Consider the following 13,904-nt stretch of genomic DNA (forward strand, 5'->3'; position numbering starts at 1 on the left):
GCGATCGTCGGCGGTGCGAACGCCGCCGGGCACCCCCGGCCCCCGGCCTCAGGTCACCAGGCGCTGCCGCAACTTGACGAGCGTGAGGATGTCGAGGCCCAGCCCGTCGGTCAGGTACTTGCCGAACGAGCCGTACCGGGCGTCGATCGCGGCCCGTGCGGCGTCCAGGTAGCGCTGGTCGACACCCAGCAGCGGGTCGAGCAGCGACGGGTTCTGCATCCTGCCGCTCGCGAGCAGCTGCTGCTTGAGTGCGTCGTTGCCCGGCTTGAGGTACTGGTTGCTGAGCAGGTAGTCCTGGTTGACCGTGCCGGTCGGCACGCCGACGGCCGTCAGCAGGATCGCGGTCATCCAGCCGGCCCGGTCCTTGCCCGCCGAGCAGTGGTACAGCGACACGGTGCCGTTGGCCACGCCCTTGGCCGTCGCGGCGAACTGCGCGCGGATGGCCGGGTCGTCGACGAACGTGCGGTACATGTCGACCATCAGCTGCGCGGCCCTGCCGTTGCCGAGGATCTGCTCCTGCTTGACCGGGTCGCCTGACGTGATGACGGCGTAGAGCGTGGTCATCAGGCCGCCGTCGGAGACGGCCAGGTTGGTGTTCGGTACGCCGGCCGGATACTTGTCGGGCCCGTTCGCCGCGATCTCCGCCGCGGTGCGGAAGTCGACGATGCCCTTCAGCTTGAGCGCGGCCATCTGCGCCACGCCGTTGGGCGTCACCTTGTTGAGTGCCTCGGACCGGTACAGCACGCCGGAGCGCGTCTTCTCCCCGTCGTACGTCCGGTAGCCGCCCAGGTCGCGGAAGTTCGCGGTGCCCTCCACGGGGACGAGCCGCTGGGCGGTGGGCGGGGCGTGCGCGGCGGCCGACTGCGCCGCCGACGCGGCGGGCCCCGCGGCGATCCCGCCGCCCAGCAGGGCCGCGCCGACACCGAGTGCGATTGCCGTTCTGGATCCGCGTATTCGCATGTGCGTCCACTCCTTGCGAGGGTGGTCTCCTGGTCCGCCGGCGAACGCGGGCATGCTGCACCACACCCGGAAGTCGTGCTTCCGCTCCCCGGACGAGATTCACCATACGGATGCGTATGGAAAGCGGAAGGGGCATGCGCCGCCGAGGGCATGCCGAAAATGCACGGGTACCGCGCCGCGCGGCATCGATCGCCGGTGGCCGGGAGGGCCAGGGGATTTCCCTAACATTGGCGCGTGATCCCCTACATCGCGGCCTTGGTGTTCTTCGTCCTCTTCGCCGCCGGCGTGCTGCGGGACCGCCGCCGCTTCCGCAACGCCGTCTTCCTGGGCCTCGCGCTGGCGACGCTGGCGATCGGCGTGGTGGACGACCTGGCCAAGGCGCCCGTCGAGGTCTTCGAGATCGTGGTCGCGGCGATCCTGGTGGGCCCCGCGCTCGGCATCCTGGTGCTCGCCGGGCTGCTGGTCGCCAACGGGGTCACGATGGTCCGCAAGGAGGGCCGCGGCATCGCGAACCTGCTCTCGCTGCTCGCCGGGCTCGGCATCCTGGCGTTCGTCGCCCTGCTGGGCGCGGCCGTGGCGGTGGACGACCGCCCGCTGGAGATCGTGGCGACCAGCGCGCTCCTCGTGGTCGGCTACGTCTCGTTCCTGTTCGCGTGCTTCATCGGGTACGCGTACCTCTACGGCCGCATGCCCGTCCGCGGCGACGTCGACTACATCGTCGTCCTCGGGTCCGGCCTCGTGGACGGCGACCAGGTGCCGCCCCTGCTCGCCGGCCGACTCGACCGGGGCCTCGCGGTGTACGAGGCCCAGTCCGCACGCGGCGGCAAGCCGATCCTGCTCGTCTCGGGCGGCCGGGGCACGGACGAAGTCGTCCCCGAGGCCGTGGCGATGGCCGACTACCTCCTGGCGCGCGGCGTGCCCGCCGACCGCGTGGTGCGCGAGACGCGCTCCGCCACCACCACCGAGAACATGCGCTTCAGCAGGGAGATCATGGCCGAGGCGAAGCCGGGCTTCCGCTGCCTCGTCGTCACGAACAACTACCACGCCTTCCGGGCCGCCATGGAGGCGCGCAAGGCCGGGCTGGGCGCCCAGGTGATCGGGTCGCCGACCGCGCGCTACTTCTGGCCGAGCGCGACCATCCGCGAGTTCGCCGCGGTATTCCTCGCGCACGCGTACGTCAACCTCGGCATCTGCGCCGCCCTCGCGCTCGCGGTCGTCGCCGCCTGGTCGCAGGCCTGAGGAACCCCTGAGGCGGCCCGGGCCGCTGCCCTGACGCCACCCCGACGCCACCCCGACGCCGCCTGGGCATCGCACCGACATCGCACCGTCGCCGTCCCGGCCCGCCGCGCCGAACCATCTGGATTGCGCGTCGCAACACTTGTACTTTGCAAGAGCAGATGCTTGACTCCGCGCACGGGCCCGACCGCCACGGTTGCGGCCGGGCCCGGCAAGTAGCGTCGAAACGCGAGGAGTTGCCCATGTCGTACGACCTCGCCCTACGCGGCGGGACGGTGCTCGACGGCACCGGCGCACCGCCGTTCCGTGCCGACGTCGGCGTACGCGACGGCCGGATCGCGGAGATCGCCCCCACCGTGCGCGGCGCCGTCGAACTCGACGCCTCGGGCGCGGTGGTCTGCCCGGGCTTCCTCGACCTGCACACGCACTACGACCCGCAGGTCCTGTGGGACCCCTGGCTCACCCCGTCCAGCGGCCAGGGCGTCACCTCGGTCGTCGCCGGCAACTGCGGCCTGTCGCTCGCGCCGTGCCCGCCGGCCATGCGCGGATCGCTGGTCCGGATCCTCGAACACGTCGAGGACATGCCGACCGCCGTCCTCGATGCGGGCGTCGACTGGTCGTTCACCACCTATCCCGACTACCTCGCCCGGGTCGGGCGGGCCGTCGGCATCAACTTCGGCGGCTACGTGGGCCACAACGCGGTCCGCATGACCGTCCTGGGCGAGGACGCGCACGACCGCGCCGCCACCGCCGACGAGATCGACCGCATGCGCGCCCTGGTCGCGGACGCGCTGCGGGCCGGCGCGCTCGGGTTCTCGACCGACCGCAGCGGCTTCCACATCGGCGACCGAGGGCGGCCCGTGCCCTCGATGAACGCCACGCAGGCCGAGGTCGAGGCGCTCATGCGGGTCACCGCCGAGGTCGGGCGCGGCATCTGCCACGTCGCGCCCGGCGAGGACTTCGCCTGGCTCTACGACTTCCAACCCGCGCTGGGACGCCCGATCACGTGGTCCGCGCTGCTCACCTACCCCGAGGGCAGCCCGCGGGCGCACTGGGCGGACAAGCTCGCGGTGCACCGCGCCGGGCGCGAGGCGGGTGCAGACGTACACCCGCAGGTCACGTGCCGCCCCATCGAGCAGCGCATATCCGCGGCCGACCCGTCCTCGTTCTACTCGGTCCCCGCGTGGGCCGAACTCGCCCCGCTCGCCCCGGCGCAGCGGGCCGAGCGCTACCGCGACGCGGCGTGGCGGGACCGGGCGTACCGCGAACTCGACAGCCGCCGGTGGGTCAACCCGCGCTGGGCCGACATCACCGTCGTGGAAACCGCCCGCCACACCGGCCTCATCGGCCGCGGCATCGCCGAACTCGCCGCCGAGGCACGGCAATCCGGACGCCCCGAGGACGCCGCCCGCACGCCGCTGGACGTCCTGCTCGACCTCAGCCTCGCCGACGACCTGCGCACCCGCTTCGCCGTCACGTTCGCCAACGACGACGAGGACGCGCTGCGCACCCTGCTGGCCGCGGAAGGCTGCGTCCTCGGCCTGTCCGACGCGGGCGCGCACGCCGGGCAGATCTGCGACGCGCACATGCCCGTCGACTTCCTCGCCAACTGGGTCCGCGACCGCGAACTCATGGCACCCGAGCAGGGCGTGCACCGCCTGACCGGTGAACCCGCCGACCTGCTCGGCCTCGCCGACCGCGGCCGGGTGCGCGTCGGCGCGGCCGCCGACCTGCTCGCCTTGCGCTGGGACGACCTGCGCGCACCCACCCCGCGCCGGGTCACCGACCTGCCCTCGGGCGGGGAGCGCCTCGTCGTCGACGCGCCGCCCGGCCTCGAACACGTCGTCGTCAACGGCAGCGTGACCCGCCGTGACGGCGTCGATGTCGGCGGCGACCTGGCCCGCCTGCCCGGCCGCCTTCTCTGACCACCGCACCGGGATCCGCGAGTCGGCTTGCCGCCGACGCATTTGCGGGTCCCGGTCCCGCCCCCCCAAGACCGGAGTCCGATATGACCGGCCTGTCGCCAGAGCAGTGGATAATCTCCTCCGACTCGCACATCATCGAACCGCCCGACCTGTGGCAGCGCGTCGCCCCCGACGACGAACTCCCGCGCGTGGTCCGCGAGGACGACGGGGACTGGTGGTACGTCGCGGGCCGGCGCACGATGTCGTTCCTCGGCATCCAGACCGGCGAGCGCTTCGCCCACGACCCCGACCGGCTGCGCACGTCCGCCACCTTCGAAGACGTGCGCGACTCCGCGTACGACCCGGCCCGCTACCTCGCCGAGAACGAGTCCGACGGCATCTGGGGCTCGGTCATCTACCCGTCCCAGGGCCTGGTGTCGTACGCGGTCCCGGAGAGCGGCGTCCTGTCGCGCTCGGTCCGCATCTACAACGACTGGCTCGCCGACTTCTGCGCGCACGACCCGGCACGGCTCAAGGGCGTCGCGATGCTCAACACCGACGACCCGGCCGAGGCGGCGGCCGAACTGCGCCGCGCCCACGCGCGCGGGCTCAGCGGCGCGCTGATACCGGTGCGGACTCCCGTGTGGAACCCGTACCGCAGCCCCGCGTACGAGCCGCTCTGGCAGGCCGCCGAGGAACTGGGCGTGCCGATCTCGCTGCACGTGGGCACCGACCGCGCGGACCCGCGCACGGGCGAGTTCTTCCTCGACATCAAGGAGGTCCCGCCGTCCGTCTTCGTCAACAAGGACCAGCAGGTACGCGCCGCGCTCGGCGACCTCATCCTGTCCGGCGTGTTCGAGCGGCACCCGGGCCTGCGCGTCGGCACGGTCGAGCACGAGCTGAGCTGGATCCCGTTCTTCCTGACCCAGATGGACTACACGTACACCGACCGCCCCGCACGCGGCGATTGGCACCGCTTCGCCGACCCCGACGTGCTGCCGTCGCACTACTGGCACAACAACTGCTTCGCGTCCTTCCAGGAGGACGCCCTCGGGGTGCGGGTGCGCGACGTCATCGGCGTCGGCACGCTGATGTTCGGGTCGGACTACCCGCACACGGAGTCCACGTTCCCGCGCAGCCGGGAGATCCTGGGCGGCGTCCTGGCGGACCTGCCCGCGGACGAGGCGGCACGCATCGCCTCGGGCAACGTCGCGGCGCTGTACGGTTTCACGCCGCCTGCCACCCGCTGACGGCGGCAGCGGCTACGCTCGCCGGATGACGACCGGTACCGAGGACAGGACCGAGGCCGGGAAGGCCGCCGCGGCGCAGTCGCGGGCCGAGTTGTGGCGCCGCCGGCTGCCGTCGATCGCCGCGCTCTGCCTCGTCTTCGTCGTGGCGTGGGTGCTCGACCCGCCTTGCTGCTGAACAATGCGGCCGCGATCCGCGGACCGGCGCGCCGAAAGGCGGCCGGGTCGCGGATCGCGGCATGCACCTATGGGGTGGACGGCACGCCGCGGGCGTACTCCTCGATCAGGTCGACGTATTGCGTCAGCAGCCGGGTCAGCTCCGCACGGTCCTCGGCCGGCATCGGCGCCAGCACGTCGCGCATCAGGGCGAGCCGGGCCCGGGTGATGCGGCCCGATACGGTCTTGCCGCGGCGGCTCGCCCGGACCGACACATAGCGGCGGTTGGCCGGGTCCGGTTCGCGCTCGGCGAGGCCGAGGCGTACCAGCGGGTCGACGGTGCGCGTCGCGGTCGACGGGTCGATGCCGAGCCGGGCCGCGAGTTCGTGCATGCGCCACACCGGACGTCCCGCAAGGCATTCGAGCGCGTCCACCTGCACAGGCGTGAGCTGGGTGTCGCCTACCTGGTAGAGGTCCTGTTGCAGCAGGCGGCTGGGCGAACTGCGGCGCAGGCGCAGCACCGCCTCGACCAACCCGGCGCCCGGATCGAGGGGTTCGGCGGTGGTGCCAGAGCTCATCGGTTCCGTCCCTCACCCGGCGCGGCGCCGCGACCGCGGCGTGACGTATGCAGGGCGCAATTCTTGCACCTCGCAATCCCGGGTGGGAAGGACGGGCGGCCGGGCGGCGGCCGGGTACGGCGCTCCGTGCGGCCGTCCCGTGGGACCGGTGTCGGCCCGCCCGGGACGGCCGCAACGGCTCAGGTGAGCAGGGTGTCGAGGAACGGGTTGGTGAACACCCTGTGCGGGTCGTACGCGTCGAGCGCGGCAACGCCGGTGTCCCAGTTGTTCCCGGCCGGGAGACCGCTGCGGAACGAGTCCGGCACCGTCGTCCCGACCGTGGTCGGGTCCGACCAGGCGGCCGTACCGCTGTAGCCCCAGCCCTTCGACCACTCCACGCGTACCTGCGCGTAACTGCCCGAGTAGTTCGCGAGTACCCACTGCTCGGTCTCACGGTAGAACTGACCGCTGTACGGGGTCCCCGGGGTGGTGAGGATGTCGAGCCACACCGCCACGTCCCACTCGGGGTGGTCGGGCCGCGTACGCAGCGCCGACAGCGTCGGGTGCACCGCCCCCGCGACCCCCGTGTGCCCGGGATCGTCCAGGCCGGTCACCCGGACCTCCAGCGGCCCGTTCATCGGGAACCTGCCCTGTGCCTGGTAGGACGCCAGCGCTCCCTTGTAGTAGGCGTGGAACTCGCTGACCACGCGCTGGATGTCGGCGCGTTTGGTGAGGATCGCGTACCCGTTCGCGGTGACTCGGAAGGTCGTCGGCCGGATGTAGAGCATCGTGTTCTTCGACCAGCCCCACAGGTCCCACGACAGCGTCGCGAGCAGGCCCGCGCTCGACGTCGCCCCCTGGAGGTTGCAGAACGCGGGCGTGAGGCCGGAGTTCCCGGCGATGATCTGGCCGAGCAGGTCGGCGGCCTCGGTGGGCAGGAAGTCGCTGAACGGGTAGTTGTAGGGCGCGGTGACCTGGCGCGACAGCGGCGGCTTGGTCGGGGCCACCGTCCACAGCTTGACCCAGGGGTTGTCGGTGAAGGGGAACCAGATGACCTCCACGCGGCCGCTCTGGTTCACGTACGACGCAAAGGAGTTGGCGCCGGCGGTCGCCGGCGGAGCGAAGATGTCGTCGGCACTCACGGTCATCCAGCTCTGGCAGCGCAGCCGCTGGTTCTGCCCGACGCGCAGCGTGGCCTCGACCACGAAGCCGCGGCCCAGGCTCGCCAGCAGCGGGGCGATGGCGGGGTCGGTGCGCTGGAACGTCCTGAGCTTGTACTGCGCGGTGGGCGCGTCCCAGACGACGGCGGTCAGGGACAACACCAGGTTGCTGATCGAGCCGTACGTGTGGCCGTACGGTCTGGTCTCGCCCGCGGCCGGCACGGCGGTCCCGTGCGCGTCGATGGCCAGGACGCCGCCGAGGGTGATGTCGCCGGGTGCCGGCACCGCGGTCAGGCCGTAGCCGGATGCCTCCAGCGTGGCCAGCAGGACGTCCATCGACACGCCTGCCTGCGCGGTGACGCTGGGCGTGGCGCCGGTCTGCACGGCGATCGAGGTGAGGTTCTGGGTGGTGTCGACGAGCAGCGTGTCGGCGCTTCCGGCGTCGGCGGTGACCAGGATGGGGGACCAGTTGTGGCTGTGGCCCTTGGCGCGGAGCGTCCAGCCGTGCGCCTTGGCCCAGTTCGCGAGGATGACGACGTCGGCGGGCGTCGCGGGCGCACACGTCCACAGGTCGTCCACGCGCAGTTCACCGGACCAATTGCGGTACGACTGCTGGTAGATGGCGATGCCGGGCGGCGGACCGGGCGGCGGCGGCACGGTGGCCTCCGCGCCGCCGACGGGTATGCGGGACAGGGGCGTCCACTGCGCCGCGGTCAGCGCGGCCGCGGCGGCCAGGCCGCCCAGGACCGCACGGCGCCCGGGGTCGGAGGCGTCGGTCGCCTCGGAAGCGGCGGTCGCCTCGGAGGTTGCGGTTGCCTCGCTGGGGTCTGCTGTGTGGGTCATCTGACTCCGTCTTCGTACGCGGTACCGGGGGTGGTACGTACGGCAGAAACACGGCGACACGTGACCGCACACATGGCGGAGCACCCGACCGACACGTGTCAACCGGGCAGCAAGAGTGCCGCCGGGCGGATCATTTTTCAATCAACCGACTGATGCATATTTGGCAAGGTTCCGGGAGTTTGGACGGGAACCGGCCAACCGGAGGCAAGGGTTCCGCAACCCGATCGGCGCAGCAGATCAGGGCAGCCCGCGCCGAACCGTGAGACGTTCCTTCAATGGGCGGCACCGTGCTCCGGCACTGCCGCCCGCCCGTATGCCCGACTGCGTTCACCCGCATGGAGGAACGATGCCGCAGGCCGTCCGCCCCACCGCCGAACTGCTGGCCGAGCTGCGCAGGCCGCGTCCGTACCCCGCGGTGTCGGTCACGCTGCCCACGCACCGCCGCCGGCCGGAGAACCAGCAGGACCACATCCGGCTGCGCAACCTCCTGGAGGAGGCGGGCCGACGGCTCGCGGACGACCCCGACGTGCCGCGCGAGAGGCGCCTCGCGGTCGCCGAGCATCTGCGGCTCGCGGGCGAGGAGTCGGACCCGGAGCGGTTCCTCGACGGGCTCGTGCTGTACGCGTCGGAGGACGAGCACCGCATGTACCGGGTGGGCACGGAGGTCTCCGAGCGGGTGGTGTTCGGCACGACGTACCTGACCCGCAACCTGGTCGCCGCGGAGGCGCGGTCGCGTCCCTACTGGGTGCTGGTGCTCAGCGAGGACGACGTGCGGCTGTGGCACGGGCGCGGCACCCAGGTCGAGCCCGTCGAAGGCGACGGCTTCCCGGTCGCCAACCCGGGCGAGGAGCGCGACGGACCGGTCACCCGCGAAGGCGGCGGCCTGGGGGTGTCGCAGGACATGCGCAGCATGTTCACCGAGGCCGACGACAAGCTCGCCGCCGCGCTGGACGGGCGCGCGCAGCCGGTCGTCCTGGTCGGATTGCGGCCGCAGACGTCCCTGTTCCGCTCGGTCACCCGGCACACGGACCACATCGCGGCTGAGCTGGACAAGGGCGGCCTGCGTACCGTCACCCCGGCCGAGCTCGCTGTCGAACTCGCGCCGGTGCGCGAGGAGTTGGCCGAGGCTCGGAGCACGGCGGCGCTGGCGGCACTGGACGCGGCGCGCAGCGGACGGCGGTACGCGGCAGGCGTCCAGGACGCCTGGCTGCCCGCCCACGAAGGACGTGTGGCGCACCTCGTCGTCGAGGACGGCCTGCGCATCACCGCGCGCCCGGAGGCGGTGGAGGGCGCCGAGCGGGCCGCGCTGAGCGTCCTGGACGGCGGCACCCCGAGCGTCGACGGCGTCGAGGACGACATCGTCGACTCGCTGGTCGAGGCAGTGCTCGACGCGGACGGCGTCGTCGACTTCGTCCCGGACGGAACACTCGCCGAAGCCGGCGGCCTCGCCGCCGCACTGCGGTTCTAGGAAGACACGACCTAGACCTGTCCGTCGAGTTCGTCGAAGAAGCGGCCGGAACGAGCGGACACCCTCCGAGGGTGTCCGCTCGTCGGCCCGTAGGCGTCGAGTGAGGGTGCCTTCGCGTCGGACGCGTCAGGCGGTCGCCGCCGCCGGGACCTTCGGGGCGGGCTCGTGGTCGTCGGGCGCCGCGGCGGCGTCCGGCGCCCCCGAGGCCGGGGCGGTCGGGAACTCCGGGTCGGCCAGTGGCGGGACCTTCTCGCCGGCCAGCACCTTGCGGGCCCGGTCGCGGTCGAGGACGCCCTCCCACGACGCCACCACCAGGCTCGCGACGCTGTTGCCGCAGACGTTGGTCAGCGCGCGGCACTCGCTCATGAACTTGTCGATGCCGAAGACCAGCATGATCCCCGCGACCGGCACGTGGCCGACCGTCGACAGCGTCGCCGCCAGCACGATGAAGCCTGATCCGGTGACGCCCGCCGCGCCCTTCGAGGTGAGGAGCAGCACGCCGAGCAGGCCCAGTTGCTGGCCGAACGACAGCGCGGTGTCGGTGGCCTGGGCGACATACAGCGCGGCGAGGGTGAGGTAGATGCAGGTGCCGTCCAGGTTGAAGGAGTACCCGGTCGGCACCGTCAGCCCGGCGACCTGGCGCGGCACCCCGAGGTTCTCCATCTTGGTCACCACACGCGGCAGCACCGTCTCGCTGGACGACGTGCCGAGGACGATCAGCAACTCGTCCTTCATGTAGCGCAGCAGTTGGAAGATGTTCAGCCGGATGATCGCCATGACGACGCCCAGCACGACCAGCACGAAGAACAGGCTCGTGCCGTAGAAGACGGCGATGAGCTTGCCGAGGCTGGTCAGGGTGTCCAGGCCGTACTTGCCGACGGTGAACGCCATCGCGCCGAAGGCACCGACGGGGGCCGCGTACATCACGATGCGCAGCACCGAGAACAGCACCTGCCCGGTCTTCTCGATGCCGGCCGCGACGCCCAGCGCCGGGCGGCCCACGAGCTTGATCGCGATGCCGAAAAGGACCGCGAAGAACAGGACCTGGAGGACGTCGCCCTCCGCGAATGCGCCGACGATGCTGCTCGGGACCAGGTCGGTGAGGAAGTGCCACCAGCCCTGCGACTCGCCCTTGTCGATGTACTCCTGCGCGGTTCCCGTCACGTGGATGGCGCCGACGTCCGCGTGCACGCCGTCGCCCGGGCGCAGCACGTTCATCACGACCAGGCCGAGGACCAGCGCGATCGTCGTGAGGATCTCGAAGTAGACCAGCGACTTCCAGCCGATCCGGCCCGCGCTGCGCAGGTTGTCGACGCCGGCGATGCCGGTCACGACGGTCACGAAGATGATCGGCGTGATGATCATCTTGATGGCGTTGACGAAGGTGTCGCCGAGCGGTTTCAGGTCCTCGCCGGCGGACGGCCACGCGGCGCCCACCACGATGCCGGCGAGGATGCCGGCGAGCACCCATACGTACAGCTGGGAGTACCAGCGCCGACGCGCGGGCGGCGGTACGGCGGCACCGGGCGTGCCCGGCGTGCCGGGGTCGGTCGTCGCGATGGCCTGGGCCACGGCGAGCCTCCTTGGTCGGTCGAGGGAAACGCCGGGGGAACGGCGGTTGACCCGTAGAGTGGCGCAGCTCACACCGACCGCTCGCCGTTACGCGCATTACGCGCACGAGTGAAATGTCTGTTCCGGCGGGCTTGCGGGGCTTCCCCGGTGTCGGGCAATACTTCGGCCATGGCCGAAACGACTTTCCCGGGCTGCGGGTCCCGTGCGCACTGACGGCACCGCGCCGGGCCTCCCGCGCCATGCGCCGAGGCGCCCCAGCATCGCCGCGCAGGTGCTGCTGTGGCAGCTGACGCTCGCGGTGCTGCTGATCACCGCCGGGGCGCTGATCGCGGTCGGGGCCGCGGAGGACGCCGCGCGGGACTCGGCGCGGGATCGGGCGCTGGAGGTGGCGCGTACGCTGGCCCGCTCGCCGGGCGTCGCCGAGGCGGTTGCGTCGGGCGAGCCGACGGCGCGGCTCCAGCCGGTCGCCGAGGCGGTCCGCCGGGAGAGCCACGTCGACTTCGTGGTCTTCATGACGCTCGACGGCATCCGCTTCACGCACCCCAACCCCGCACTCATCGGGCAGACGTTCCTCGGGCACATCGACGACGCGGTGCTCGGCCGCGCGCTCACCGAGACCTACACCGGTTCGCTCGGGCCGTCGGTCCGTGCGGTCGTCCCGGTGCCGTCCGGGCCGGACGCGGGCCCCGCCGACACGCCGGTCGCGCTTGTCTCGGTGGGGGTGACCGAGCGCCGCATCGACGAGATCGTCGGGGACACCATCCCGCTGGTCGTCGCCGTCGCGACCGGTGCGCTCGCGCTCTCGGCCGCCGCGGCCACCGCGGTGCACCGTCGGCTGCGCCGCCAGACGCTCGGCCTCGGCCCGGTCGAACTGCGCCGGGTCTACGAGCACCATGACGCCGTCCTGCACGCGGTGCGCGAAGGGCTTGTCGTCCTCGACGGGGGCGGCCGGCTTGCCCTGGCCAACGACGAGGCCCACCGGCTGCTCGGGCTGGGCGACGCCGCGGAGGGCCGGCACGTGGGCGACCTGGGTCTGGACGCCACGCTCGCCGAGACCCTGGCCGCCGGGCGTACGGTCACGGACGAGATCCACCTCGCCGGGGACCGCGTCCTGGCGGTGAACGTCAGCCGCACCGCGCGTGACGGCCGCGTGCTCGGCACCGTCGCGACGTTCCGTGACCACACCGAACTTCGAGCGCTTGTCGGAGAGTTGGACGAGGTGCGCGGCTTCGCGGAAGCGCTGCGCGCAGCTGCGCACGAGTCGGGCAACCGCCTGCACACCGTCGTCGCGCTCATCGAGATGGGACGCCCCGACGAGGCGGTGCGCTTCGCCACCGGGGAACTCGCAGCGTCCCAGGAACTGGCCGACCGGCTGACCGCCGAGGTGAGCGAACCGGCGCTGGCCGCCCTGCTGTTCGGCAAGCACGCGCAGGCGGCGGAGCGCGGCGTACGGCTGACGGTGGCCGCGAACGCCACCGCCGAGCTCGAACCCGCCATGAGCGCGGGAGACTTGGTGACAGTGGTGGGCAACCTGGTGGACAACGCGATCGACGCGGCAGCCTCCGTCGGGGCGCCGCACGGCAGGCAGGGCGCACAGGGCGGGGCGGAGCGTGCGCGGTGCGTCGCGGTGACCGTGGAACCGACCGCCGCGGGCGGAGTCGTCCTGCGGATCGCGGACAGCGGGCCGGGGCTCGACGAGGCGTCCGCGGCACGCGCGTTCGAGCGGGGCTGGACCACCAAACCGGCGCCCGGTCCGCAGGGGCGCGGGCTGGGTCTGGCGCTGGTCCGCAGCATCGTCGAACGCCACGGCGGCACGATCGCCGTCGGCGACGCGGAACTGGGCGGGGCGGAGTTCACGGTACGGCTGCCGCCGGTCACGTCCGCCGTACCCGGCACGCCTCCCGTACCCGGTAGGTCCGCCGAGCCCGACACGTCCGCAGAACTTGGCACGCCCGCCGAACCGCGCAGGCCCGCGGAAATCGCAATGCCCGGAAGACCCGGCGAAGCACGGGAGGAGGAACGGTGATCCGCACCCTGGTGGTGGAGGACGACCCCGTCCTGGCCGAGGCGCACACCACGTTCACCGGGCGGGTACCCGGCTTCACGGTGGCCGGCGCCGCGCAACTCGGAACCGAGGCCCTGCGGTTGCTGGCCACCCGCGAGGTCGACCTCGTCCTGCTCGACCTCTATCTCCCCGACGTGCACGGCCTGGAGCTCTGCCGCAACATGCGGGCACGCGGGCATCGTGCCGACGTGATCGTGGTGACCTCGGCGCGCGACCTGGACCTGGTCCGCTCCGCGGTGTCCCTCGGCGTCGTGCAGTACCTGCTCAAGCCGTTCTCGTTCGCCGCGTTCAGCGAACGGCTGTCGGCGTACGCGGAATACCGCCGCCGCATCACCACCGCGACGGACGGCGACCCGGCGACCGGGCAGGAGGCCGTCGACCTGGCGCTCGCCGCGCTGCACCGGGCCCCGCAGGCGTCGCCGCTGCCCAAGGGCCTCGCCCCCGCGACGTTCGAGGCCGTGGTCGCGCACCTGCGCGGCGGTGCCGAGACCTCGGCTGCCGACATCGCGGACGGCGTCGGCGTGTCCCGGCCCACAGCCCGCCGCTACCTCGACCATCTGACCGCTCGCCGACTGGTCCACCGGGAACCGCGCTACGGCGGAGCGGGCCGCCCCGAGTACATCTACCGCTGGCGCGGCGCGGACGACGAGGCGCTGGGAGTGCCGGGCCCCTGAGCCGTCCCGCCCGGGTCCGGTGACCGGCGGCTGCGACCGGATGACCTGGCGCGGCGGGGGCG

General features: G+C 72.5%; 11 protein-coding genes. 7 read left to right on the forward strand and 4 right to left on the reverse strand.

What is annotated here, in order from left to right:
- Positions 1–48: 48 nt before the first annotated feature.
- Positions 49–960, reverse strand: coding sequence for a tyrosine-protein phosphatase (locus AB0C36_RS15125; protein WP_358353823.1), 912 nt, complete (start codon positions 958–960; stop codon positions 49–51).
- Positions 961–1,194: 234 nt separating this feature from the next.
- On the opposite strand from AB0C36_RS15125, the gene AB0C36_RS15130 reads away from it, so the two are divergent.
- The 4 genes from AB0C36_RS15130 (at position 1,195) to AB0C36_RS15145 (ending at position 5,525) form a co-directional block, all read left to right on the forward strand.
- Positions 1,195–2,199: a YdcF family protein gene (locus AB0C36_RS15130; protein WP_358353825.1), complete on the forward strand. Its 1,005-nt coding sequence runs from the start codon at positions 1,195–1,197 to the stop codon at positions 2,197–2,199.
- Positions 2,200–2,438: 239 nt separating this feature from the next.
- Positions 2,439–4,121: an N-acyl-D-amino-acid deacylase family protein gene (locus AB0C36_RS15135; protein WP_358353827.1), complete on the forward strand. Its 1,683-nt coding sequence runs from the start codon at positions 2,439–2,441 to the stop codon at positions 4,119–4,121.
- Positions 4,122–4,204: 83 nt separating this feature from the next.
- Positions 4,205–5,350: an amidohydrolase family protein gene (locus tag AB0C36_RS15140; protein ID WP_358353829.1), complete on the forward strand. Its 1,146-nt coding sequence runs from the start codon at positions 4,205–4,207 to the stop codon at positions 5,348–5,350.
- A gap of 25 nt (positions 5,351–5,375) precedes the next feature.
- Positions 5,376–5,525 (forward strand): hypothetical protein, encoded by a 150-nt coding sequence (locus AB0C36_RS15145; RefSeq protein WP_358353832.1) that lies wholly within the window; start codon positions 5,376–5,378, stop codon positions 5,523–5,525.
- 67 nt (positions 5,526–5,592) lie between these two features.
- Here the strand turns inward: AB0C36_RS15145 and AB0C36_RS15150 are convergent, their stop codons facing one another.
- Entirely contained in the window at positions 5,593–6,081 is a 489-nt protein-coding gene (locus AB0C36_RS15150) for a MarR family winged helix-turn-helix transcriptional regulator (RefSeq protein ID WP_358353835.1), read from the reverse strand.
- A gap of 179 nt (positions 6,082–6,260) precedes the next feature.
- Positions 6,261–8,063 carry a cholesterol oxidase substrate-binding domain-containing protein gene (locus AB0C36_RS15155; protein WP_358353837.1) on the reverse strand — a complete coding sequence of 601 codons (1,803 nt, stop codon included), beginning with the start codon at positions 8,061–8,063 and terminating at the stop codon, positions 6,261–6,263.
- A 346-nt stretch (positions 8,064–8,409) separates the two neighbouring features.
- Here AB0C36_RS15155 and AB0C36_RS15160 point away from each other — a divergent pair, with 346 nt between their 5' ends.
- Entirely contained in the window at positions 8,410–9,531 is a 1,122-nt protein-coding gene (locus AB0C36_RS15160; RefSeq protein WP_358353838.1) for a baeRF3 domain-containing protein, read from the forward strand.
- A gap of 126 nt (positions 9,532–9,657) precedes the next feature.
- On the opposite strand, the gene dctA is transcribed toward AB0C36_RS15160, so the two are convergent.
- Entirely contained in the window at positions 9,658–11,103 is a 1,446-nt protein-coding gene (gene dctA, locus AB0C36_RS15165; protein ID WP_358353841.1) for a C4-dicarboxylate transporter DctA, read from the reverse strand.
- Between the two features lie 202 nt (positions 11,104–11,305).
- Between dctA and AB0C36_RS15170 the strand changes: the two genes are divergently transcribed.
- Entirely contained in the window at positions 11,306–13,129 is a 1,824-nt protein-coding gene (locus AB0C36_RS15170; protein WP_358353843.1) for a sensor histidine kinase, read from the forward strand.
- Positions 13,126–13,842 (forward strand): response regulator, encoded by a 717-nt coding sequence (locus AB0C36_RS15175; RefSeq protein WP_358353845.1) that lies wholly within the window; start codon positions 13,126–13,128, stop codon positions 13,840–13,842. Before AB0C36_RS15170 ends, AB0C36_RS15175 begins: the two co-directional genes overlap by 4 nt.
- Positions 13,843–13,904 lie beyond the last annotated feature (62 nt).

It is taken from the genome of Streptodolium elevatio, assembly GCF_040649515.1.
Lineage (GTDB): Bacteria > Actinomycetota > Actinomycetes > Streptomycetales > Streptomycetaceae > Yinghuangia > Yinghuangia elevatio.

What these genes read in the sequence shown, in the direction of transcription:
- AB0C36_RS15125 (WP_358353823.1), bottom strand. Translation starts at nt 960, where the DNA reads ATGCGAATACGCGGATCCAGAACGGCAATCGCACTCGGTGTCGGCGCG.
- AB0C36_RS15135 (WP_358353827.1), top strand. Translation starts at nt 2,439, where the DNA reads ATGTCGTACGACCTCGCCCTACGCGGCGGGACGGTGCTCGACGGCACC.
- AB0C36_RS15140 (WP_358353829.1), top strand. Translation starts at nt 4,205, where the DNA reads ATGACCGGCCTGTCGCCAGAGCAGTGGATAATCTCCTCCGACTCGCAC.
- AB0C36_RS15145 (WP_358353832.1), top strand. Translation starts at nt 5,376, where the DNA reads ATGACGACCGGTACCGAGGACAGGACCGAGGCCGGGAAGGCCGCCGCG.
- AB0C36_RS15150 (WP_358353835.1), bottom strand. Translation starts at nt 6,081, where the DNA reads ATGAGCTCTGGCACCACCGCCGAACCCCTCGATCCGGGCGCCGGGTTG.
- AB0C36_RS15155 (WP_358353837.1), bottom strand. Translation starts at nt 8,063, where the DNA reads ATGACCCACACAGCAGACCCCAGCGAGGCAACCGCAACCTCCGAGGCG.
- AB0C36_RS15160 (WP_358353838.1), top strand. Translation starts at nt 8,410, where the DNA reads ATGCCGCAGGCCGTCCGCCCCACCGCCGAACTGCTGGCCGAGCTGCGC.